We start from the raw sequence: 22849 nt of genomic DNA, 5'->3' as shown, positions 1-22849 counted from the left end.
CTCCCACAATTTTATTGTCACTGTATATTGTCAGCGATCTCGGCTATCAAATCTCCCGCAATTCAGGAGATGGCTTATGGCACGAGTCGCGATACCGGATTCTGCTGCACATGATCCGCTGGGATATGCGCTTTCCAATCACGCGCCCGAGATCGGGTCCGCCGGTGGTCAGTTCGCCAAGGCGGTCTACCAGTCGGCGCGGCTGCCGCTCCGCGTGCTCGAGGCCGCGCGCTACCGGACGGCGCAGATCAATGGTTGCCTGATCTGCCAGGGGTTCCGCGCGGCAAGCCATGTCGATGGCTATCTGGAATCGGTCGGCGGCGATGCCTCCCGATCGATCGTCGCGCGGGGCGGCGAGGCGCCGGACGAGGCGTTCTACGCCGCGGTCGCCGACTGGCAGGACGCGCCCGAGTTCAGCGAGCGCGAGCGACTGGCGATCGAACATGCCGAACGCATGGGTGTCGATCCCCACGGCTTTGCCGAGGACGCTGCTTATTGGGCGCGGCTCCATGCCGCCTTCACCGATGCGGAGATCACGGAGCTGACCCTGGCGATCGCCGCGTGGATGGCGATGGGCCGCGTCGCCCATGTGCTGGAACTGGATACGGTCTGCATGGAAGACATGCTGGCGCACTGACGCCGAGCCGCGCGACGGGAATGATCCCGTCGCGCGGCCCGATGCGAAGCGCCCTTCAGCCTTGATCACTGCGAGAATTTCAGGCCCAGCTCCACGCCGTAGTAACGCGGCTGACCATATTGCGAGTTCGCCCAGAGCCCACCGACGACCTGCGATGCGGTGCGATACCGTTCGTCCGTGAGGTTGCGGCCGACCGCCCGGACATAATAACGGTCCTCCGCCTCGGCAAGCGTGATCGACGCATTGAGCAGCGTCCGCGCGTTCAGATAGGTGTTCTCGTCCGGGCTGGTGATCGACTGGGTGAACAGGTTGCGGTCGACATAATTGGCGTTGCCGTTGAAGACGAGCTTGTAGTCGCCGATCGGCACCGCATAGGTCGCGTCGATCGTCCACTGCCATTCGGGGCAGCGATCGAGCGGCGCTGATGCCAGATCATAGCCCGCCGGGATCGGCGTGACATATTCGTCATATTTGCCGTCCTGATAGCCCAGCACCCCGCGCAAGGTCAGGCCGTCGATCGGCACTGCAGTCAGTTCGGCCTCGATGCCCTTCACGGTTGCCTTGGCAGCGTTGAAGAAGCGCGTGACCTGGTTCGGCTGGCCGCCGACCGTGATCGGCACGACGATCTGCTTCTGCAGGTCCGAATATTCGACATAGAAGCCGGTCAGGTTGAAGCGCAGGCGGCGATCGAACAGTTCGGTCTTCACGCCGGCTTCAAAGCTGTCGGCCTTTTCCGGCTTAGTGGCCGTGGCCGCGTCGGCGAAGGCCGCATTGTCATCGGAGCCGTCCGCATTCACGAACGGGTGGAAGCCCCCGATCTGATCGTTGAAGCCGCCCGCCTTGAAACCGCGCGAATAGGTGGCGTAGAGGAAGGTGTCCTGCGTCGCCTGATAGCTCAGGCTGATCCGCCAGGTCGGTTCGTCCGCCTTGTCCTTGATCTTGATAACGCCCGCCGGAAAGTCGAACACGTTGGCGTCGATGGCATCGTCGATCGAGATCGTGGGATCGAAACCGCCATTGAGCTGGGCGATGAACACCTGCTGGCGGCCATACCAGGTCTTGTTTTCCCAGGTATAGCGGCCGCCGACGGTGAGCTTCAGTTCCGGCGTGATATCGTAAGTGCCTTCGACGAAGGCCGCGGTCGATTTCGCCTTTTGCGCGTTGCACAGAATATAGGGATTCTGGTTCCACGGCCCGAACGGCAGCGGCCCTCCGGTGAGATCGAGGAAGCCGAGCACCTGCGCAACGCAGAAACTCGTCTTGTCGTGCTGATAGAAGCCACCGCCGACAAAGTTGAACGGCCCATCGAAATCGGATGCGAAGCGGATTTCCTGCTGGAAGGTTTCGCGGTCGTCCGACCGGTTGGCATCGAACAGCGACAGCACCTCGCCATCCGCCGCGACGGGCGCCTGGCCGGTATAGGTGTTCGGCAGGCGTGACCGCTGATCGCGATAGCCGGTCACCGACGTAAAGGTGCCGAAGCCCGCATCATAATTCATGTTGAGGTAGATGCCGTCGACATTGACGATCTGCCCCTGCCCCATCTTGATGAGCGCGTCGCTGCGGTTGGTGATCCCCGCGTTCTTCACCGGATCGCTGTTCGCCGGGTTCGGCGCACCAACGCCCAGCGTGTCGAACAGGAAGGCCGGTGAGTCAGGCGTTTCATTGACGGTCGGAATGCTGTCAGAACGATCGCGCAGGATTTCATACTGGAGCAAAGCGTCGAAACTGTCGCTCGGCTCCCACAGCAGCTTGGCCCGCCCGTTCCACACGTCTTTACCACCCAGCTTGCCGCCATCGCCGCAGCCAGTCCGCCCGGCGAACTTCGATGGCGCGAAGGCCCCCACGGGCCCGTAGCAGGCGCCATTGCGGTAATAGCCGTCGCTACCCTCGTGGCCAATCACGCCACGGAAGGCGAGCGTGTCGCCGATCGGCACATTGACGGCGCCCTGAAGGATCGCCGTCCCGAAGCTGCCGAACTGACCGCGCGCCTCAGCTCCGATCACGCCCAGTTCGGGCCGCTTGGTCCTGACGGTAACCGCGCCGCCGGTCGTATTCTTGCCGAACAGGGTCCCCTGCGGTCCGCGCAGCACTTCGACCTGGCTGATGTCGAACGTGTCGAGCAACTGGGTCTGCACGCTCGGCATGACGAAATCGTCGACCAGCACCGCGACCGGCGGTTCGAAATAGACGATGATGCTGTTCTGGCCAACGCCGCGGATCGAGAAGGAGGCCGCGTTGAAGCCGGTTATGGTTGCGGCCGAGAAGTTCGGCACGAACACCGCGAGATCGCCGATGTCGCGCGGGCTCGACTGCTGGATAAGCTGCTGATCGACGGCCGAAACCGCGATTGCCGTGCGTTGAAGATCCGACTCGCGACGCGTGGCCGTCACGACGATATCGGCAAGACCGCCGGACGTCGTCTCCGCCGCGGCGGCTTGGTTCGCCTCCTGGGCATAAGCCGGCGTGGTAGCAAGTGCTGCCGCCAATGCCGTGGACGCGACTGTGACGTGGAAACCCCTCAAGCTCATGAGCCCTCTCCTCCACCAGTGCGGCACGCTCTTCGAGGCGCGCTCGCCGAATGACAGCGCAGATTTAATCCGCGTCGACAGCAAAAAGCAATCAGTCATGTTTGTATTTTTTTGATATAACCCCGCACCGTTGCTCCGCAGCCATAGGTCCGCATGGAAAGGGCAATTCAGCGCGCATAATCCGCTTGAAAAAGCAGTCATGATTGTTTTCTATTCGCGACGGCGGCGCGCTTCACAGCGCGACAAGACCGAGAGGATTCCCTGTGGCCTATAGTTTCCTGTCCCGTTTCCGAATCCGTGCCGATCGCGAAGCAGCGTTCATTGCCCTTGCCCGCGACATGGAGAACCTGGTCGATCGCGAGCCCGGGACGCTCGCCTTCAAATTCTTCCGGCTGGGCCAACCCGGAATGTTCGCCGTTTACGAATCCTTCGTCGACGAGGCGGCGGACAAGGCGCACATGGAAACCGAGCATGGCAAGCCGATCATCGCGGCGATGCTCGATTGCATGGACGGTAGCTACGAACGCGAAATGCTCTACGATCTGGAGCCTGGCCGATGAGTGCGCCGATCTACACGATGGGTGCTATGCTCCGCACGTCCGCTGTTGCGCGACCGGATGCCGACGCCCTGATCTTTCCCAATTGCCGCCGATCGCACAGCGAGTTGAACCATGCCGCAAGGCTGTGGGCTAAGACCTTCATCGCCATGGGCATCACGCCCGGCCAGAATGTGGGCATATTGCTGACGACGCGCCCCGAGTTCGTCGAGATCCTGTTCGGCGTGTTAATGGCGGGTGCGGTCGCGGTTCCGGTCAACGCCCGTTATCAGGCGGGAGAACTGGCTTTCCTGTTGCGGGACGCCGATCTGGTTACGCTCGTCACGACCGGGCGCGTGGCCGACACGCTGGATTTCGGCGAGCGGCTGCGGGAAGCGCTGCCGTCACTCGCCGGCAGCAGTGATCCGCGAAACCTGGCGCTGTCCGAAGCGCCGATGCTGCGCAACATTATCTGCCTCGATCCGCCCTGTGCGCCTTGTCTGCTGGGCCGCGAAAATGCGCTCGCCATCGGCGGGCCTATCGACGACGAAGCGCTGGATGGACGCATCAATGCCGTGTCGGACGAGGACATCGCCTTCATCCTCTACACCTCCGGCACGACGGCCAATCCCAAGGGCGCGCTGATCGCGCATCGCGCGATCGTCGGGAACAGCCGCAACCTCGGCCGGCGCTACCATGTGAGCGCAGAGGACAAGGTATGGTCGCCGCTGCCGATCTTCCACATCGCCGGCATCCTGCCAATGACGATGATCCTGGATGCGGGCGGCGCCTATATGACGGTGCCGCATTTCGACGCCGGCACCGCGCTCGAAATGCTGGGGCGGGAGGCGGCGACGGTCGCCTATCCCAGCTTCGTCACGATCATGCAGGATCTGATCACGCATCCAAGTTTCGCGACGACCGATCTTTCACGGCTCAGGCTGATGAATTCGAACTTCGCGGTGCAACCGGCCTGGATCAAGGAAGCGATGACCAAGGCGATGCCGCATACCGTGCAGGTCGGCACCTATGGGTTGACGGAGGGTGCTGGCACGATCTGCACCAGCCGCACCGACGACAGTTTCGAACTGCGCACCGGGCGCCTCGGCGTCCCACTTGACGAGTGGGAAGTGCGGATCGTCGATGTCGAGACCGGACAGGATTGCCCGCTCGGCGAGCGCGGCGAGATCGTCGTGCGCGGGCCGAACATGCTCCGCGGCTATTATAATGCGCCCGAAAAGACCGCCGAGGTGATCCGTGGCGGCTGGTTCCACACTGGCGACATCGGATCGTTCGATGAGAGCGGCCACATCATGTTCCACGGGCGCACCAAGGACATGCTGAAGGTTGGCGGTGAAAATGTCGCCGCGGCCGAGATCGAGGCCGTGCTTCAGACGCATCCGGCGGTGAAGCTGGCGCAGGTAGTGGGCCTGCCTGACGATCGCTATGTCGAGGTGCCGGCCGCGTTCGTCGAGCTGGTCGAAGGCGCGAGCGTGGCCGAAGCGGAGTTGATCGCGCACTGCAAAGGCAAACTCGCCAGCTTCAAGATTCCGCGCCATGTGCGGATGGTGGACGAATGGCCGATGTCGACGTCGAAGATCCAGAAGTTCCGGCTTTGCGCGCAATTGATCGAGGAACTGGGCAAGGGAGCGGCGGCATGAGTGGCAAATCCTTCGTGGCGCAACTCCGCACCAAGCCGGAGGCGCGCGAGAAATTGATCGCGCTACAGACCGAACTGAAATCCCTCGTCAGAGAACAGGAGCCTGACGCACTGGTCTATGAACTGTTCCAGTCGGACGCCGATCCGGACCTGTTCCTGTGCATCGCGACCTTTCGCGACGATGCCGCGTTCGATCATCATATGCAGATCGACTTCCACGAACGGCTGGTGCCGCCGATCCTCGAATGCCTCGCCGAGGATATGAAGCTCGACTTCTACCGGTCGCTGGGCTGAGGGGGAGGCCCCTCACCTCTCACATCAGCAGGCGCGGACGCTCGATCAGATCGGCAAGCGCCGCCAGGAAGCGGCCACCATCCGCCCCGTCGATCGCGCGATGATCGCAGGAGAGCGAGAGGTGCAACACTGGAACGATGCGGATCGCACCGTCATCGTCGATCGGCTCGGGCCGGGCCGCGCCAACGGCGAGGATGGCGCCCTGCGGCGGATTGATGATCGCGTCGAACTGCTCGACGCCGAATCCGCCCAGGTTCGATAGCGAGAAGCTGCCGCCGCTGATCTCGTCCGCCTTCAGTCGTCCCGCGCGGGCGCGTTCGACAAGCTCGCGTGACCGGCTGCTGATCTCCGCCACGCTGAGTGCATCCGCATTGGCAAGGATCGGCGTGACCAAGCCCTTGTCCGTCGCCACCGCGATCGCGATGTGCGCATGATCGAAGCGGTGGATCGCCGTTTCGTGAACCTGGATGTTGAGTGCTGGCACTTCCATCAGCGCCAGCGCGCAGGCGCGCACCAAGAGATCGTTGACCGTGGGGCGCTCGCCTTCGAAGGCCGGGCGTATCGCCAGCAGCCGATCGGCCCGGACGCGGCGGCGAACGTAGAAATGCGGGATGCTCTGCTTGGCTTCGGTCAATCGCCGCGCGATCGTCCGCCGGGTGGCCGTCATCGGCTGGATCGTCATTCCTGAGCCGTCCGGCCCCGGAGTCTTCGCCGTCTCCCCCACCGGCGCCGGCGCCTTCACCAGCGCCAGCACGTCCGCCTTGCAGATCCGTCCGCGCGGACCGGTGCCTTGCAGCGTTTCGAGCACAATGCCGTGGACCGACGCTAGCCGCCGCGCCATGGGCGAAGCGAAAGCGGAGCTTTCAGGCGTCGCCGAATAAGGGCCGACCAATGCAACCGAGGGCGCCGGGCGCGCAACCTGATCGACGTCCTGAACACTGATCCGGCCGCCCCGCCCTGTGCCGTTTATCGAGGCCACATCGATCCCGGCCGCGGCGGCCCGAGCCCGCGCGACGGGACTGATGTCGAGATCGTCGGGGACCGGAGCAGGTTCGCTTGCCGGCTCCGGGTTCGAGCTGTCGTCGCCGGTAAAACTCGTGTCGGCGGGCTTGAAGCCTGCGATCAATGCGTCGATTTCCGCCGCGCCGACTTCGTCGCCATCCGAAAGCACCGCCAGCAGCGCCCCGACCGGATAAGTTTCCCCCGCCTGCGCGATGATGCGGACGAACCTGCCGGGCGCTTCCGCCTCGACATCATTGGTGATCTTGTCGGTTTCGATCAGCGCCAGCAGCGCGCCCTTCTCGAAGGCTGCGCCTTCCGCGACCATCCATTCCGCGATGGTCCCCTCGCTCATCTCGATGCCCCATTTGGGCATCGTGAACGCCTTGATTTTCGCCATGATCCGCCTCCTCAGCGGAAGGCGAGGACTTGGCGAACCGCATCCTCGATCTTCTGGGGAGACGGCAGCCACGCGCGTTCGAGTTCGCGCGCGAAGGGGATGGGCGAATGTGGCCCCGTGACCATCACCGGCGGCGCCTTCAGGCTGGTGAAGGCCCGGCCGGTAACGATCGCGGAGATGTCCGCCGCGAGGCTGCACCGGGGCGGGCTCTCGTCGACGATGACCAGACGCCCCGTTGCCTCGACGGAATCGACGATCGCTTCCTCATCTAGCGGGCTCGTCGTCCTGAGATCGATCAGGTCGACGCCGATCCCTTCCGCCGCCAACTTGTCACACGCCTTTTCCGAAAAGCCCACCATCCGGCCGCAGGTGACGAGCGTGACATCGCCGCCCTCGCGCACCATCCGCGCCTCACCGAAGCGCTGAACATGGTCGCCGTCGGGCACCTCGCCCTTCTGGCCGTAAAGCGCCTTATGTTCGAAGAACATGACAGGATCATCGCCGCGCAGCGCCTGCGTCAGTAATCCCTTGGCATCCGCCGGGGTTGCCGGCAGCACCACCTTGAGCCCCGGCATCGCGGTCAGCATCGCATAGACCGACTGGCTGTGCTGTGCGGCGCTGTTCATGCCGGCGCCGTAGATCAGCCGCACCACCGCCGGGCACTTCGTCTTGCCGCCGAACATGTAGCGGAACTTCGCCATCTGATTCCAAAGCTGGTCGAGGCTGACGCCGACGAAATCGGCGAACATGAGTTCCGCGACCGGCCGCTTGCCCGCCAATGCTGCGCCCGCGGCCGCGCCGATGATCGCGCTTTCGGAAATCGGCGTGTCGATCACCCGGCCGGCGCCGAACTTGTCGTAAAGCCCGCCGGTCGTTCCCCAGATGCCGCCGATCGCTTCCTGTCCGCCCGCCGTGCCGGCGCCGCCGACCACATCCTCGCCCAACACGATGACGCTCGGATCACGTTCCATTTCGGCGTGGAGCGTGCTGTTGATCGCTTCGCGGATATTCATCACCGCCATGGCCACGCCCCCTCAATATTCCACATAGACATCTTCGGCGACGGCAGCCGGATCGGGCGGCGCGGCGGCGCGAGCCTCGGCCGTGGCCTCCTCGATCAGCGCCGCGACCTCCGCGTCGATGGCGTCGAGTTCGGCGATATCGAGCACTCCCGCCTCACCAACGCGGGCGCGGAAGATCTTCAGGCAATCGCGTTCCTCGCGCAGCCGTTCGATCTCACCGGGGCCGCGATAGCGCTGGGGATCGCCCTCGAAATGGCCGTAGAAGCGTTCGGTATCGAGCTCGATTGCGGCGGGGCCGTGGCCAGCGCGGACATATTCGAGCAGTTCGCGCATCGTCTCGTAGGTATCGATGAAGTCGCAGCCATTGGCGCGCCACGCCTTCATGCCGAAAGCCTCCGCGCGGCTGGCGATGTCGCCCGCAGTGCCAACCGCATAATCCACGCCGGTATGTTCGGAATAATGGTTGTTTTCGAACACGAAGATCGCCGGCACCTTCAGCACGACGGCGAGGTTCATCGCCTCGAAGGTCGTGCCCTGGTTGCAGGCGCCATCGCCCGAAAAGGCGATCGCCACCCGTCCCTTCCCGTCGAGCCTGGCCGAGATCGCTGCGCCCACCGCCTGCGGCGCGCCCGCCCCGACGATACCGTTGGCGCCGAGCATGCCCACCGAAAGATCGGCGATGTGCATCGAACCGCCCCGCCCTTTGCAGAGGCCGTCGGCACGCCCGTAAATCTCCTTCATCATCCCCTTCACGTCGCAGCCCTTGGCAATGCAATGGCCATGGCCGCGATGGGTTGAGACGATCAGGTCATCGACGGTCAGATGATCGCAGACGCCGACCGCGGCCGCCTCCTGCCCGCAATAGAGATGGGTGAAGCCCGCGATCTCGCCGGTCTTGATCTCGTCGTGCAGCCGTTCCTCGAACTGGCGGATGGTGGCCATGCGGCGATAGGCGCCGAGCAGTTCGTCGCGTGACAATTGCATGCTTACCCCTCAGATATCGCCTGGTTGGCGGCCGTCCGGCCCGTAGACAAAATCGTCGATGACCTTGTGGAAGTGGCGGATGCGAAGCTCCTGCTCGCCCAGCCACAGCCCCTTGAACGCATCCGAATGCATGCCCCGCTGGACGGTCGGCAGATTGAACGCGTCCTGATCAAGCACCTGACCGATCGTCTTGTCGCCATGCCTGAAGCCGCGGTGCTGCGGCCGTTCTGGCCACTCCTCCCCTTCGGCCACCAGCTCGAACATCCAGATGTCGTAATACATCTTGTTGGGATCGGTGGCGTGCGGACGCTGGCGGAACATCATCACATCATCGGCGTGGACGTTGAGGGAGACGTTCGGGAAGATGAGGTAGTGATAATCGTCGGTAAGCTGATCGTCGTTCAGCTCCGAATAGTCCTTGCCCTGCGCCTTGCCATGCTTGCGCTTGAACAATTGCACGTCGCGCCGGATCGAACCCACGCCGCTATCATATTCGGCCGGGTCCATGCCCGCCTTCACCATGATCTCATAGATCGCCGGAGGAATGGCGGACGGCATAGCGACGCGCGGACTGATCGTCGCGAAGGGGATCAGATAGCGACTGTGCCGGTCGTAGCAGTCGATCTGGATGTTCACGTCATCCAGATACCATTGCAGCTGCGGATGGATGCCCTGCACATGGTAGGATTCGTTGAAGGCATCGACGCTGGTCTTCCAGTTGCAATCCCATTCGACGGTGATGTCGCGTGTCCAGGCCATCCGTTCGACATGATAGGGATCGAGGTGCGCCGGCATCGGATCCAGATAGCGCTCCAGCGGCTCGACATCGGGGTTCAGCGAGAACCAGACGAAGCTGCCCCATTCCGTGCAGGGATAAGCCGGCAGCCCACCCTGTGGTGGTGCGCCCTGCGGAAAGGTGTCGAGATCGGGGATGCGTTCGAGGCACCCGTCGAGGCCATAGGTCCAGTGATGATAGAGGCAGCGGAACTTCTCGACATTGCCGCGCCCTTCCGGCCGCAGGCGGTTGCCGCGGTGCAGGCAGAGATTGGGAAAGGCGCGGATCGAGCCGTCCGCCTGCCGCACCAGCAGCACGGACTCCTTGCCGATATCGGTACAGACATAATCGCCCGGTTCGGGCAGGTCGTCGGATCGCGCGCCGAGCAGCCAGACCTTCGACCAGATCCGATCCCATTCCAGCTTCATAAACGCTTCGCTGTAATAGCGTTCGGCCGGAATGATCTCGTGACCGAGATCGGGATCGGGCGCCTTCCCCGCTGGCGTGCCCGCCGGCCAGTCATCGGGATCGACCCGGATGATGTCCACCTTGCGCTTCACGTCCATCGACCGGTCCTCGGGCCCAGCGCGCAGATCAGAAATGGGTTCGGTTGGTGAAGCCACCATCGACGACGAGGTGGGAACCGTTGCACCAGCTTGCCGCCGGACTGGCGAGGAAGGTGATCGCACGCGCTACCTCCTCCGGCGTGCCAAGCCGGCCGCTCGGCTGCTGGCGGAGCTGGGCGTTATAGAATTTCTCCATCGTCCCCTTGATCATGTCCCAGTTGCCGCCTTCGAACTCGACAGGGCCAGGCGACACGACGTTGACGCGAATGCCGTCCTTGCCGTGGGCGAGCGCAAGCTGCTTGCCCCAGGTGATGAGCGACGCCTTCATCGCGTTATAGGCCTGCGGCCCGCCCATCGCCTCGCCCGCGGAGGTTGTAGCGATCAACACGATCGATCCGCCCTGCTGCTCGACCATCGTCGGCAAGACCGCCTCGACCGCGCGAACCGGCCCCATCACATCGACCTCGAACGCGTTCGTCCAATATTTCTCGCTTCCGATGCCGCCGCCACTCGACGGGATCGGGACCAGCACGTCACAGCCGCCGAGTTCGTTGAGCGCCCAGGCCAGCCAGGTCTTGTAGTCGTCGGGCTTCTTCACATTGACGGCCTGGCCGACGACATTGGTGCCATAACGCTTGAGGCTGGCGACCGCGTCCTTGACGCCATCTTCCGATCGGGCGGCGATCGCCAGATCACAGCCTTCGCGCGCCAGCACCTCGGCGGTGGCCAGCCCGATCCCGCGCGCGGCCCCGACAATGATCGCCTTCTTGCCCTGTAATCCGAGATCCACCCGCCGGCCCTCTCTCAAGCCCATGCGCCACTGCGCGGCGCTTCTGCAACGTCACTTCGCCAGAGTTCTGAACCAGCAAAGCGAATTCGGCAAGTATGAAACAATCATGATTGTTTTATTTTTGGGCAGCCACCAGTGGCCGCTAAACGCCGCTTGCAACCTAGCCTTTTCGTCGCCGCAAACATCCGGTAGCACGGGGTTGACACGCCAATGATAAAACAATCATGACTGTTTTTCGAAAGGATCGTCCATGGCCCGAGCGGCAACCTCGAATCGCACACCCCGGCAGGCCAAGGCGGCGGGAACCAACCCTCCCACGCTCCAGTCGCTCAAGAGCGCGCAGACCCGGGCGAAGCTGATCGAGGCGACGATCCGCTGCATCGTCAAGGCCGGCTATGCCAATACCACAACGCCGCAGGTTGCGGCAGAGGCCGGCCTGTCGCGCGGCGCGATGCTCCATCATTTCGAAAATGGTTCGACCTTGATCAAGGCGGCGATCGTGGAGTTGCACGAGAAGCGCCTGCGCGCCTTCCGCCGGGCGGCCGACACCGAAAATCACGACACCGCGACGCTGGTGCGCACCTATTGGAAACAGTTGCAGAAGCCCGCTTTCGTGGCATTTCACGAACTTGCCCTCGCAGCCCGCACCGATCCCGAATTAGCGCGTATTCTCCAGCCGCTCCAGGTCGAGTTTCGCGAGCGCTTCAACGCACAGGCGGTTCTGCTCTTCCCCGAATGGCAGGGCGATCGTCGCAGTTTCGACGTCGCGATGACGCTGTCCCAAGTCATGCTCGAAGGGATGGCGATCCACCTTCTCACCGGCGCGATGGACGAACAGATGGTCGAACCGATGCTGGTAGTATTGGAAGAGAAGATCCGCGCGATGAACCCGGCGCTCAAGAAGGCCTAGGTAGCTTGCGGCCGTCCCCACGCAATGCCGCGACGCAGAAGCTCGTAGAAGATGGGATAATTCCATCCGCAGCGCTGGGGATGCGGCCAGAAGCTCGCCAGGGGTTCAAGGTCATAATGGCCGCGACAATGGCCGAGCGTCAGGTAGAGAACAGCCCCCCGGCCGACCTTGCGCTCGTAGAGGACGGGGACTTCGGCCTCGTCCCAGTCTGCGTCGCGAAATTCGGCGCAGTGGCCGGTGAAGCTGGTGTGGAGCAATACGTCGAGGTCCGCAGTGCGGCGGTTGAGGTAAAGCTCGTCCTCGATCCTGAAGTCACGCAGCCCCTCGGTCATGACATGGTCGCCGCGGGTGACGAACACCTTGAACGGCTCGATCGGCGGGTGCGCGGCGAAGCGCGATCCCAGCAACGCCATGAACTCGGGCGCTTCGTCCGGCGTGTCGACGATGCCGTCGGAGGCGAAGCGCAGGATGGCGTTGGTGCCGTGCAGGGCCAGCCAGCGGCCGCCGCGTTGCAGGAAGGTCTTGAGCGTCTCCGTCTGCCGATCGTCCGGCACCAGATCGCAGGTGTAGGTGATCAACAGGTCTGCCGCGGCCAGCCGATCGAGATCGGCATAGTCGGACGATACCGACGTCCGGACTTCGGCATGCTCCGCCAGCAGCGTCAGCAACTCCAGCCGTGCGAAATCAATGTCATGATATTTGCCGGCCGCGATCAGATGGACCTTCATCACCAAGCCTCCCCCATGCGTACACGCGTGAGGCTAACCCCGGACACCCTCTTGGCAAGCGAAGAGGTGCGGGCATGAGCGGGAAGCAGCAAGGGCCGCTGGCGGGCGTCCGCATACTCGATCTGACGAGCGTGCTGATGGGGCCCTACGCCACCCAGATATTCGCCGATCTCGGCGCCGACGTGATCAAGGTCGAAAGTCCGGAAGGCGACACAACCCGCTATCTGCCCCCCGGCCCCGATGCGTCACGCGGCGGCATGTTCCTGAACGTCAACCGCGGCAAGCGCAGCATCGTGCTCGATCTTAAGCGGCCGGAAGCGAAGGATGCGCTGCTGGCGATCGCCGGCACTTGCGACGTCTTCGTCCACTCGATGCGCGCGCAGGCGATCGCGCGGCTCGGGCTGGATTATCCTGCGATCAGGGCTGTCAACGAACGGATCATCTACGCCAACCTCTATGGCTTCGCGCGGTCAGGCCCCTATCGCGACTATCCAGCTTATGACGATATCGTTCAGGCCGCATCCGGCCTCGTCGACCTGCAGGCCCGGCTCTCAAATGGCGAGCCGACCTATCTCGGCACCGTCGTCGCGGACAAGGTGGCTGGGCTCACCGGTGCCTATGCCGTTATGGCCGCACTCTTCGCCCGCGAACGCACCGGCATCGGCCAGGAAATCGAGATACCGATGTTCGAAACATTGGTGTCGTTCGCGATGGTCGAGCATCTCTGCGGCTCGCTCTTCTCCCCGCCGCTCGGCCCGCCCGAATATCCGCGCGTCACGTCACCCGCGCGACGCCCCTATGCGACGAAGGACGGCCATATCGGCGTGATGATCTATAACGACAAGCATTGGCGCGCCTTCTTCGATGCGATGGGGAATCCCGAATGGTCGCGCGATCCGATGTTCGCGTCGATGCGATCGCGCACGGAGAATATCACCCGCGTCCTCGCCCGTGTGGCAGATGTGATGGGCGAACGGACCACGGAGGAATGGCTGGATCTGTTCCGCGACGCGCATATCCCGGCGATGGCGATCGCCAGCACCAGCGATCTGCTGCATGATCCGCATCTCGTGAAAACGGGCTTCTGGCAGGAGCAGGAGACGGACATGGGCACGCTGCGCTTTCCCGGCATCCCGACCAGCTTCTCCGAAACGCCCGGCGCGATCGGCGAGCCCGGCCCGGCGCTTGGCGCGCATAGCCGGGACATTCTGGCCGAAGCCGGCCTCGATGCGGCATCGATCGAGCAGTTGATCGAAAGCGGCGCCGTCAGGACGGACGGCTAGACGATGTCAGAACCCGGCGGCCCCGAAATCGTCTGGCGATCGGCCCTCAACGAAGGGCGGCTCCTGCTGCAACGTGCGCAGGGCAGCGGCACGGTCTTCTTCCCGCCCCGCCTCGCCGAACCGGGCGTGGGCGAAGAGGCGCTCGAATGGATCGAAGCGTCGGGCATGGGCACGGTCTATTCGGTCACGGTGATCGCGCAGAAGCCGCCTATGCCGGCTTACAATGTGGCGCTGATCGATCTCGATGAAGGGCCAAGGCTGATGAGTCGCGTCGAAGGCGTTGCGCCCGATGTGGTGACGATCGGCATGCGCGTCCGCGCCATCATCGGCGAAGAAGATGGCGCCGCCATCCTTCTCTTCGAGCCGGTATCGCGGGGCTGACGATGGGCGGTACATTCCCTCGCGGGCGCACCGCCATCGCCGGCGTCGCCACCTACGGCATCGGCGAGATGCCGGGCCATTCCTCGATGGAGCTTGCCGCCAAGGCCGGCCTGCTCGCGCTTGCCGATGCCGGGATGGCGCTTGGCGAGGTGGACGGGCTGTTCATCTGCCTGCCCGACGATCTGCTCGCGGGTCTCAGCTTCGCCGAATATCTCGGCCTTGCACCACGATTCACCGATAACAATCGCACTGGCGGATCGGCGTTCATGAGCCACATGATCACCGCCGCACTCGCGCTCGAGGCCGGCTACATCGACGTCGCCCTGATCGCCTACGGATCGAACCAGCGATCGAGCGGCGGGAAGCTCGCTACGCCGATCCGGAGCAACCGCTATGAGGCGCCCTATCGCCCGATCTTCCCTCTCTCCTCTTACGCCCTGGCCGCCGCCCGCCATATCCATGATTTCGGAACGACCCGCGAACAGCTCGCCGAAGTCGCCGTGGCCGCCCGCTTATGGGCCAATGGCAATCCCGAAGCCTTCGCGACCGGCCCGCTGACGATCGAGGACGTGCTTTCGTCCCGCATGATCAGCAGTCCGATTTCCGTGCGCGACTGTTGCCTTGTCACCGATGGCGCCGCGGCGATCGTTATGACCCGGCTCGATCGCGCCCGCGACGCGCGCAAGCCGCCGATACCGCTTCTCGGCGCTGCGGCGGCGACTTGGTGGAACGCGATCAGCCAGGCCGACGACATCACAACGACGGCGGCCGCGGAATCCGGTGCACGTGCTTATGCCATGGCCGGGATCGGCCCCGGTGACGTGGACGTCGTCCAGCTCTATGACGCCTTCACGATCAACGTGATCCTATTCCTCGAAGATCTCGGCTTCTGCGCCAAGGGCGAGGGCGGCGCGTTCGTTTCGGGCGGGCGCATCGCGCCCGGCGGTAGTCTTCCCGTCAACACCAATGGCGGTGGGCTCTCCTGCTGCCATCCCGGCATGTACGGACTGTTCGCGATCGTGGAGGCCGCCCGCCAGTTGCGCGGCGAAGCGGCCAACCAGATCGGCGGAGTGGAAGTCGCCCTCGCCCATGGCAATGGCGGCACCTTGTCCAGCCAGGCGACGGTCATTCTGGGAAATATGGCGACGGTCTAGCGGTCGTCCCGCTTTTCCTCATAGGCCTGCCAGCTTGCCAGTTTCTCCGGAAAGTCAGCTTCCTTGGGCTCGGCATAAGCGCGGTTGCGCCGGGTGGTCCCCAGGATGCCGGGATATTGGTCGATCGGCACATAATAGAGAAAACTGATCAGGCGATCGGCGAACAGCCATTGCCCACCTTCGCGCCTGTAGACGTCGTCATAGCGCAGCGCGGCGACCATCATCATGCCGTTGCGCCAAAGCTCCGCATGACCTGACACCCGACCATGCACCTCATCCGGCCGGTCGTCGAAGAATTCGAGCGCGATATCGTGCATGAAATGCTGGCCGGGGCCGAGCACGCTGAAACGGCCGCGATACTGATCGATGATCGCGGCCTTCCCCTGTGCGAACATGACCCCGTCTGCCGAGCGGACGGTAGCGTCGGTCGCAAACAGAGCATCCACGCCACCGAGATCGCGGTCGTCGATGGTGAAGCAATATCGGGCAACGAGCTGCCGGATCTGTGCTTCCGCCTCCAGCCGATCGATCCTTTGCGCGATATCCATGCGCGCTCCCTCTCAGGCCGCTTCGAGGGCGATTTGGCGCAACGCCTGCTCGAACGCCTCTGGCGGCTGCCCGCCGGAGATCAGATAACGCCCGTCGATGATGACCGCCGGTACGGCGCTGATGCCCCGCTCCCGCCACAACTGTTCGGCGCGGCGTACCTCCCCGGCATAGCGCCCCGACGCCAGCACCTCGCGCGCCGCCGCGTCATCCAGACCGACTTTCTCGGCCGTCGCCGCCAGCACCTCATGGTTCGACGGGTTCTGCCCCAGCGTGAAATAGGCCTCGAACAGGGCCTCCTTCAGTTCCTGCTGCCGGCCTTCGATCCCCGCCCAGTGCAGCAGACGATGGGCGTCGAACGTATTGTAGATACGGCGCTCCTCGGACATCGCCATCTCAAAGTCGAGCGCGGCCGCGCGATCATGGATCATCTGCCGCGTCGCAGCCGATTGATCGGGCGTCGTCCCATATTTGCCCGCGATATGCTCGACGATATTCTCGCCCTCGGGCGGCATGTCGGGGTTGAGTTCGAACGGCTGAAAATTGATCCGCGCATCGATCACGTCCGTCGTCCGTGCAAGCGCCTCCTGCAGGCCACGCAGGCCGATGACGCACCAGGGGCAGGAGATATCGGAAACGAAGTCGATCGTCATCGTCCGGCCCATGAACACGCTCCCATCGATTTAGCGGACGCGATCAACGGCCGCTTCTGCGCTCGATACAGACACGGATGGGGAAATATGCAAGCCGAAAGCCGGCTGATCGCAACCGAAGCTACGATCCAGGTTTTTCGGCGCAATCGTTCGTCTCGCCGGTGGCGCCGGATGCCGTCGGAATGGCATTGAGGATCGAAACCAGGGCGTCAAGCTCCTGATTGAATGAGCCCGACGAATAGCAAGACTGCAGCGCCTGCGCCAGGCCGGCGAGACGCGTATCGTGGGAATGAATATTCGCTGCGGGCATTTCGCCCGCCCGCCTGTCCGACAACGCCCCCTCCCATCAATTCATCCGGCCAGAAAGAACGATCCACTTGGCAAGAGGTTCATTCGCTTAGATTACCGCATAGCCGCGCAGGAACAGTCGCGCTCCCTCGCGCGAGAATTGTCCGCGCTGCTCATCAGCCGGCATCTGCTGAACGGTAAGGAACCGGACCGCAAACGTAGCGAGCGCATAGAATGACCGAGTTGCCGATGCATCGGGCCGCGGCCATCCATGGGCGGCGAGAAGCCGGTGCAACGCCCGCCCCAGGACGGCGACGCGCACATCGTGATATTGCTCGGCAAGATCGGGCACCAGATCGCTCTCCTGGATCAACAGGCGATGCATGCTGATATTCCAGGGCTCGAGGTGCCAATCCAGCGCCTGGCGCGCCAGCGCCGCTACGGCCTCGTCCACGTCACAGGCGAGATCGGCCACGAAATGCGCACGACTGGACAGGAAGATCACGCGCCGGATGATGAAGCGGAACAACCCCTCCTTGCTGCCGAACTGGCGGTAGATCGTTGCCTTGCTGGCCCCGACGGCGATGGCGATGCGGTCGACGCTGGCTCCCGGATAGCCCTTGTCGAAGAATTCGATCATGGCCGCATCGATCAGCCGGTCAAGCTTGTCGGGTGAGAGCCGCAACGCTGCCGTCCCTTCCAACGCGGGCTCGGCAACGGTGTCGAGGATCGATAGTGAATCGCCCGCATCCTCTGTGATCTGGCGCCCATAGCCGTTGAGGAAGAGATCGATGGCAGCCCGCACCATGACGGCCTGGACCTCACGTCCCGGCAGCGGCGTGCCGAGGAAATAGCGGCTCCCTCCGACTGCCAGGCCACCGAAACGGATCGCGGCCGACAGCGGATCGATATCGGCGACCAGCCGAAGATCTGCCTGAAGCGCCATGAGATAATCGGCGACGTTCCGCGACATCGCCAGGCGCAGCGCGTGCAGATCGTCGGCAAGCTCGGGGATCTGATTGGCCGCGACGATATTCGCCCGAAATAAGCCAAAACTCGCCGGATCGAGGAAGCCGCGGAACAGCCGCAAACCATATTCGGCCAGCGTTTCGGCAATCCCGCCGCTCGGATCCACCGACGCCAGATTCTTTTGCGCGGCCTCCAGTGTGCGCCGCACGGCGGCTTCGAAAATCGCCATCTTGCTGGGGAAGGCATCATAGATGCTCTTTTTGCTCATGTGCGCGGTGGCCGCGATCATGTCGATGCTCGATCGGGCGAAGCCATTTCGGAAGAAGACTTCGCCCGCCGCCTGCAATATCTGTTCGCGCGGATCGTGCCGCTGATCGGAAGATGGGCGTCCCGTGCGGTTCAATCGCTGTCCTTCCGCATCCCGAACATCGTCACCGCACTCCCCCCGCAGCCCCCAGCCGGCCGACGTCCACGTCGACCTTCGCGATGTGACCGGTAAACCGGCCGCCCGGAGCATAGTCGTCGGTAACCGGTGTATCGGCATCAAAGCCGATGTCGAGGGTGTCCGTCATTTCCGGCAGCTTGGAGATCGTCCGGGCAATCCGTCCGCGGCCGATTTCGCGGCCATTGGCCAGAATCACCATCTCCCCCCCGCCATTGATACCGCCGCCATATCGGAAGTCGAAAATGAGCTCGGAACTGCCGAGGCCCAGGCGCTCCGCGGCCTCGACCCGCGATTGATCGCCATCCTGCTGCGAGGCCGCCATGAGCGCGACGGGGCGGCCATCCTTCAGATAGAAGCTCCAGCCGCCGAACCGGCTGCCAAGCGCGAGGACGACGCCGTTGGCGGGAGCGTCGGCGAGATCCAGCGCCGCGGTGATCCGGAAGCTGCGGGTCGTGATCGGCGCCGCACGCGCCACCGGTACGCTGATCCCCGCGCCCCAGTAGGTGTAGGTGTCGCGCTTTGGGAACTGCCCCTGTGCCGCCATGAAGCGCGCGAGATTCAGGCGATTGTCGAGCGGGAGCACATTGTTGCGCTCGGCTTCCGTGCGGAACAGCGCCTGCATTTTCCGAAGCTTCTCCGGCTCATGCGCAGCCACGTCCTTCGACTGCGAAAAATCGCGATCGAGATCATAGAGCTCCCAGCCATAATCGCTGGGCAGCTTCGCGCCATCAGCCGCCTTCCACGGCGCATTGGCAGGCGTGGTCGAGGCCAGCCAGCCGTGATGATAGATCGCACGATTGCCCATCATCTCGAAATATTGGATCTGGTGCCGTTCGGGTGCCGCCGGTGCGTCGAAACTGTAGGCGAAGCTGACGCCGTCGATCCGCTGCTGGGCGACGCCGTTCACGCTGGCGGGCGCGGGAATGCCCGCCGCTTCCAGGATCGTCGGCATCACATCGACGACATGGGTGAATTGCGGGCGCACGCCACGCGCCTTGATGCGATCGGGCCAGGAGACGACGAAGCCGTTGCGCGTGCCGCCAAGGTGCGAGGCATATTGTTTGAACATCCGGTACGGCGCGTTGGTCGCCCAGGCCCAGCCATAGCCATAGTTGGAAACGCTATCCGGCCCGCCGATCTTGTCGAGATTGGCGAGTAACGTCGCGTCGTCCTCGCGCATGCCATTGGCGAAGGCCGCCATCGGATTGGTGCCGCCATTGGGGCCAGCTTCCGCCGCAGCGCCATTGTCGCCTTCGATGAACATGACAAGCGTGTTGCCGCCTTCACCCATCCGGTCGATCTCGTCGAGCACCCGGCCGATCTGCGCGTCCTGATAGGCGAGCATGGCGGCATAGGCTTCCATCATCCGCGCGTTGATGCGGCGCTGATCGGGCGTCAGATCCTTCCACGCCTTGATGCCTTCGGGCCGCGCCGTGTTCACGGTGCCGGCGGGGATGATGCCTCGTCGGATCTGGCGCCCGTGGGTTTCGGCGCGGACCACATCCCACCCCTTGTCGAACTGGCCACGGAATCTCGCGATCCAGTCCGCCGGCGCCTGCACCGGCGCGTGGGCGGAGCCAGTGGCGTAATATAGGAAGAAGGGCTTATCGGGCGTCACTGCCTTCTGGTTGTGAATCCAGTCGATCGCGTCGTCGGCGAGCGCCTTGTCGAGCACGCCTTCCTTCAGCGTCGGCACCGGCTCGGTGCCGCGATAGAGCGCGGGCGTGAACTGGTTGGTCTCCGCCGCCATGAAACCGAAGAAATGCTCGAACCCCAGGCCGGTCGGCCAAAGATCGAACGGGCCGGCGGGCGAGACATCGGCTTCTGGCGCGTTATGGTGCTTCCCCACCATCGCCGTGTTGTAGCCATTCTGGCGAAGCACCTCGGCCACGGTCGCCGCGCTCTTCGGCAACATGTTGTTATAACCCGGGAAACCTGTTGTAAGGTTGGCGACGATGCCGTTGGCGACGGCATGATGGTTGCGCCCGGTCAACAAGGCGGCACGCGTCGGCGAGCACATCGCCGTCGTGTGAAAACGATTATAGACGAGGCCCCGCGCCGCCAGCTTATCGAGATTCGGCGTTGGAATGGGACCACCGAAGGTCGACGCCGCACCGAAGCCGACATCGTCGGTTATGATCAGGAAGACGTTGGGCGCGCCCTCCGGCGCGGTCACAGGCTTCGGAAACGCCTGCACGCTATCCTTATAGGTCTCGCCCATCTTGCCCGCGAAGGGCGCGGGTGCGGAAGGCAGGATCACTTGCGCGGATGCGGGCATGGATGCCGTCATGGCAGCGCCAAGCAGCAGAAGCGCCTTCGGGCGCCGCCCCCTCGATACCGTGCGCTGGCCCGCAATCCGCATGTGACTTCCTCCTCCTGTGTCGCGGGGACTTGTGTACGATCCCGTTTCGTACAATACAAGGCCCGCCGGAGCCCGCGGTTTGCGCCTCCGTCCAATAGCCTTCCGGAGACCGAGAATGCGTCTTTCCCTGCCCGCCGCTCTGCTGCTCGCCGCCACGCCGGTGGTCGCCCATGAGCCGATGGCCCCGACCGCTCTTGCGGTGCCCTTCTCCGCCCCAGCCAATTTCACCGCCCATGCCAGGCTGTTTCAGGAGCGCGTGACGCGAGTCGGCGGCACGCCCGTGTGGCAGATCGAATTCCAGGGCATGAACATCGTTGTCATTGAAGGCACGGACGGCCTGATCATCCTCGACACCGGCATGAACAAGGATATCGCCAGCGCCGCGCTGGCAAAGATCCGCGCCCAGATCTCGACCAAGCCGGTCAAGGCGGTCGTCTACACGCACCACCACCCCGATCATGTGAACGGGGCATCGCTATTTGTCGATCCCGCCGATGTGGCGAGCGGCAAGGTGCCGGTCTTTGCCGCCGCGAACTTCATCAAGGAACTGTCGGACGAGGGCATCGCGACCCTGCCGATCGTCGCCAACCGCGCTGCCTATATGTACGGCTTCAGCCTGACCGGAGAGGAGGCCGCAAACTATCATGTCGGTTGCTGCGGCGGACTCAACACGCCGGGCAAGAACGAATCCGGCTATATACCGCCGACCCAGTTTGTGGATATGGACGGTGCGCGCGACGTGGAAATCGCCGGCGTGAAGCTCCACCTCTTCCACACCGGCGGCGAGGCCGCATCACACATCGCGATCTGGCTGCCCGATTACAGGATTCTGGTGTCTGGCGACGAGGTTCAGGGGCCGACCTTCCCCAACCTCCACTCGATGCGCGGCACCAAGATGCGCGACGCCAATCGCTGGATCGGTGCACTCAGGCGAATGCAGCAGTTCGACAGTGCGTATATAGTACCGATGCACGGGCCGGTCGTTGCGGGAGCTCCGGAAATCAAGGCTCTCCTCGCTCGCTATGAGGATGCGATCCAGTACACCCATGACCAGACGATCAGGCTGATGAACAAGGGCGTGAGCGAAAACGAATTGCCCGATGCGATCGGCCCCCTCCCTGCTTTCCTGCAATCGGAGCCTTATACGACCGAATATTATGGCACTGTCGCCGATGCCGCGCGCAGCTATTATGTCGGCTATATCAGTTGGTTCTCGGGTGACGCGACCGACCTTGCGCCGACGCCTCGTGCCGAGCGGGCCAAGCGCGAGATAGCAATGATGGGTGGCCGCGATCGGGTGCTCGACGCTGCGACCAAGGCGTTTCAGGCCGGTGATCCGCAATGGGCAGCCGAACTTGGCACGATGCTGATCGCTATCGACCATCAGGATATGGACGCGCGCCGCATCAAGGCTGCGGCCTTCCGGAAGCTCGGCTATGCCACCTACAACTCCAACCGCCGCGGCTTCTATCTGATGGGCGCGCTGGAACTCGAAGGGAAACTCGATCCGAGGGGCCTCACCGCACGCTACATGAATCCGGACAATATCCGGAAGATGCCAGTGCCGCTGATGCTGGATTGGGCGCGTTATCGCGTCGATCCGAAAGTCGCCAGCACCGGGGATTATCAGGTCGCGCTCCTGCTGCCCGGGCAGCAGGACGCCTGGCTGCTGCAACTGCGCAACAGCACCTTCAAGAGCCGCAAGGGAGCCGCTGGAACCATGTCCACGGTGATGCTCGATCCCACGGCTCTTGGTGACCTGGTCGCGGGTGCCGCAACGGTCGATGAGTTGGCGAAGGCCGGTGTCATCCGAGGCGAGGGCATCTCGGCCCTAGCTGGTATCTTCGCGGCGCTCGATCTCAAGGCACAACCGATCGACCTAGTCGTCCGGTGAAGGCAGCCAGCGTCGACTGTCCGATCCATTTGGACGTCGAAT

General features: G+C 63.6%; 21 protein-coding genes. 9 read left to right on the top strand and 12 right to left on the bottom strand.

Going from position 1 to position 22849, the window contains the following annotated elements; translation table 11 throughout:
- The first annotated feature begins 76 nt into the window (after positions 1 to 76).
- The gene (locus ACFB49_RS03490) at positions 77 to 637 is read left to right on the top strand and encodes a carboxymuconolactone decarboxylase family protein (RefSeq protein WP_380876001.1); all 561 of its coding nucleotides are present in this window, start codon (positions 77 to 79) and stop codon (positions 635 to 637) included.
- 65 nt (positions 638 to 702) lie between these two features.
- On the opposite strand, the gene ACFB49_RS03485 is transcribed toward ACFB49_RS03490, so the two are convergent.
- Positions 703 to 3168: a TonB-dependent receptor gene (locus ACFB49_RS03485; RefSeq protein WP_380875998.1), complete on the bottom strand. Its 2466-nt coding sequence runs from the start codon at positions 3166 to 3168 to the stop codon at positions 703 to 705.
- Between the two features lie 263 nt (positions 3169 to 3431).
- Here ACFB49_RS03485 and ACFB49_RS03480 point away from each other — a divergent pair, with 263 nt between their 5' ends.
- The 3 genes from ACFB49_RS03480 to ACFB49_RS03470 are packed head-to-tail and all read left to right on the top strand — an operon-like array spanning position 3432 to position 5658.
- Positions 3432 to 3728 (top strand): putative quinol monooxygenase, encoded by a 297-nt coding sequence (locus ACFB49_RS03480; protein ID WP_380875995.1) that lies wholly within the window; start codon positions 3432 to 3434, stop codon positions 3726 to 3728.
- Positions 3725 to 5365, top strand: a complete 1641-nt coding sequence (locus tag ACFB49_RS03475; RefSeq protein ID WP_380875992.1) for a class I adenylate-forming enzyme family protein — start codon at positions 3725 to 3727, stop codon at positions 5363 to 5365. Before ACFB49_RS03480 ends, ACFB49_RS03475 begins: the two co-directional genes overlap by 4 nt.
- Positions 5362 to 5658, top strand: a complete 297-nt coding sequence (locus tag ACFB49_RS03470; protein WP_380875989.1) for a putative quinol monooxygenase — start codon at positions 5362 to 5364, stop codon at positions 5656 to 5658. The genes ACFB49_RS03475 and ACFB49_RS03470 overlap by 4 nt, the downstream gene beginning before the upstream one ends.
- Positions 5659 to 5677: 19 nt before the next feature.
- Here the strand turns inward: ACFB49_RS03470 and ACFB49_RS03465 are convergent, their stop codons facing one another.
- The 5 genes from ACFB49_RS03465 to ACFB49_RS03445 are packed head-to-tail and all read right to left on the bottom strand — an operon-like array spanning position 5678 to position 11218.
- The gene (locus ACFB49_RS03465; protein ID WP_380875986.1) at positions 5678 to 7057 is read right to left on the bottom strand and encodes a 2-oxo acid dehydrogenase subunit E2; all 1380 of its coding nucleotides are present in this window, start codon (positions 7055 to 7057) and stop codon (positions 5678 to 5680) included.
- An 11-nt stretch (positions 7058 to 7068) separates the two neighbouring features.
- Positions 7069 to 8079 (bottom strand): alpha-ketoacid dehydrogenase subunit beta, encoded by a 1011-nt coding sequence (locus ACFB49_RS03460; RefSeq protein WP_380875984.1) that lies wholly within the window; start codon positions 8077 to 8079, stop codon positions 7069 to 7071.
- A 12-nt stretch (positions 8080 to 8091) separates the two neighbouring features.
- On the bottom strand, positions 8092 to 9063 hold the full coding sequence (locus ACFB49_RS03455; protein WP_380875981.1) for a thiamine pyrophosphate-dependent dehydrogenase E1 component subunit alpha: 972 nt from the start codon (positions 9061 to 9063) through the stop codon (positions 8092 to 8094).
- Between the two features lie 9 nt (positions 9064 to 9072).
- Positions 9073 to 10404: an SRPBCC family protein gene (locus ACFB49_RS03450; protein ID WP_380875979.1), complete on the bottom strand. Its 1332-nt coding sequence runs from the start codon at positions 10402 to 10404 to the stop codon at positions 9073 to 9075.
- A gap of 28 nt (positions 10405 to 10432) precedes the next feature.
- Entirely contained in the window at positions 10433 to 11218 is a 786-nt protein-coding gene (locus tag ACFB49_RS03445; RefSeq protein ID WP_380875977.1) for an SDR family NAD(P)-dependent oxidoreductase, read from the bottom strand.
- 226 nt (positions 11219 to 11444) lie between these two features.
- Between ACFB49_RS03445 and ACFB49_RS03440 the strand changes: the two genes are divergently transcribed.
- Positions 11445 to 12104, top strand: a complete 660-nt coding sequence (locus ACFB49_RS03440) for a TetR/AcrR family transcriptional regulator (RefSeq protein WP_380875974.1) — start codon at positions 11445 to 11447, stop codon at positions 12102 to 12104.
- Here ACFB49_RS03440 and ACFB49_RS03435 read toward each other — a convergent pair.
- Entirely contained in the window at positions 12101 to 12832 is a 732-nt protein-coding gene (locus tag ACFB49_RS03435) for a ThuA domain-containing protein (protein ID WP_380875971.1), read from the bottom strand. The genes ACFB49_RS03440 and ACFB49_RS03435 overlap by 4 nt on opposite strands.
- Positions 12833 to 12906: 74 nt before the next feature.
- On the opposite strand from ACFB49_RS03435, the gene ACFB49_RS03430 reads away from it, so the two are divergent.
- Genes ACFB49_RS03430 through ACFB49_RS03420 form a run of 3 tightly spaced genes read left to right on the top strand, consistent with a single transcriptional unit; the run spans position 12907 to position 15650 of the window.
- Entirely contained in the window at positions 12907 to 14115 is a 1209-nt protein-coding gene (locus ACFB49_RS03430; RefSeq protein WP_380875968.1) for a CaiB/BaiF CoA transferase family protein, read from the top strand.
- A gap of 3 nt (positions 14116 to 14118) precedes the next feature.
- Positions 14119 to 14496 carry a Zn-ribbon domain-containing OB-fold protein gene (locus ACFB49_RS03425; protein ID WP_380875966.1) on the top strand — a complete coding sequence of 126 codons (378 nt, stop codon included), beginning with the start codon at positions 14119 to 14121 and terminating at the stop codon, positions 14494 to 14496.
- 2 nt (positions 14497 to 14498) lie between these two features.
- Positions 14499 to 15650: a thiolase gene (locus tag ACFB49_RS03420; RefSeq protein WP_380875964.1), complete on the top strand. Its 1152-nt coding sequence runs from the start codon at positions 14499 to 14501 to the stop codon at positions 15648 to 15650.
- On the opposite strand, the gene ACFB49_RS03415 is transcribed toward ACFB49_RS03420, so the two are convergent.
- The 5 genes from ACFB49_RS03415 to ACFB49_RS03395 form a co-directional block, all read right to left on the bottom strand.
- Entirely contained in the window at positions 15647 to 16198 is a 552-nt protein-coding gene (locus ACFB49_RS03415; protein WP_380875961.1) for a nuclear transport factor 2 family protein, read from the bottom strand. The genes ACFB49_RS03420 and ACFB49_RS03415 overlap by 4 nt on opposite strands.
- 12 nt (positions 16199 to 16210) lie before the next feature.
- Positions 16211 to 16861 (bottom strand): DsbA family oxidoreductase, encoded by a 651-nt coding sequence (locus ACFB49_RS03410; RefSeq protein ID WP_380875958.1) that lies wholly within the window; start codon positions 16859 to 16861, stop codon positions 16211 to 16213.
- 109 nt (positions 16862 to 16970) lie between these two features.
- Positions 16971 to 17159 (bottom strand): hypothetical protein, encoded by a 189-nt coding sequence (locus tag ACFB49_RS03405; RefSeq protein ID WP_380875956.1) that lies wholly within the window; start codon positions 17157 to 17159, stop codon positions 16971 to 16973.
- Positions 17160 to 17246: 87 nt separating this feature from the next.
- Positions 17247 to 18623, bottom strand: coding sequence for a TetR/AcrR family transcriptional regulator (locus ACFB49_RS03400; RefSeq protein ID WP_380875955.1), 1377 nt, complete (start codon positions 18621 to 18623; stop codon positions 17247 to 17249).
- Positions 18538 to 20913: an arylsulfatase gene (locus tag ACFB49_RS03395; RefSeq protein WP_380875952.1), complete on the bottom strand. Its 2376-nt coding sequence runs from the start codon at positions 20911 to 20913 to the stop codon at positions 18538 to 18540. The genes ACFB49_RS03400 and ACFB49_RS03395 overlap by 86 nt, the downstream gene beginning before the upstream one ends.
- Positions 20914 to 21028: 115 nt before the next feature.
- On the opposite strand from ACFB49_RS03395, the gene ACFB49_RS03390 reads away from it, so the two are divergent.
- On the top strand, positions 21029 to 22807 hold the full coding sequence (locus tag ACFB49_RS03390; protein ID WP_380875949.1) for an alkyl sulfatase dimerization domain-containing protein: 1779 nt from the start codon (positions 21029 to 21031) through the stop codon (positions 22805 to 22807).
- The last annotated feature ends 42 nt before the right edge of the window (positions 22808 to 22849 follow it).

Origin of the sequence: Sphingomonas sp. DBB INV C78 (assembly GCF_042693015.1) — a bacterium.
In the GTDB taxonomy this organism is placed as follows: Bacteria; Pseudomonadota; Alphaproteobacteria; order Sphingomonadales; family Sphingomonadaceae; genus Sphingomonas_E.
This window is presented reverse-complemented; position numbering and strand designations above follow the sequence as displayed.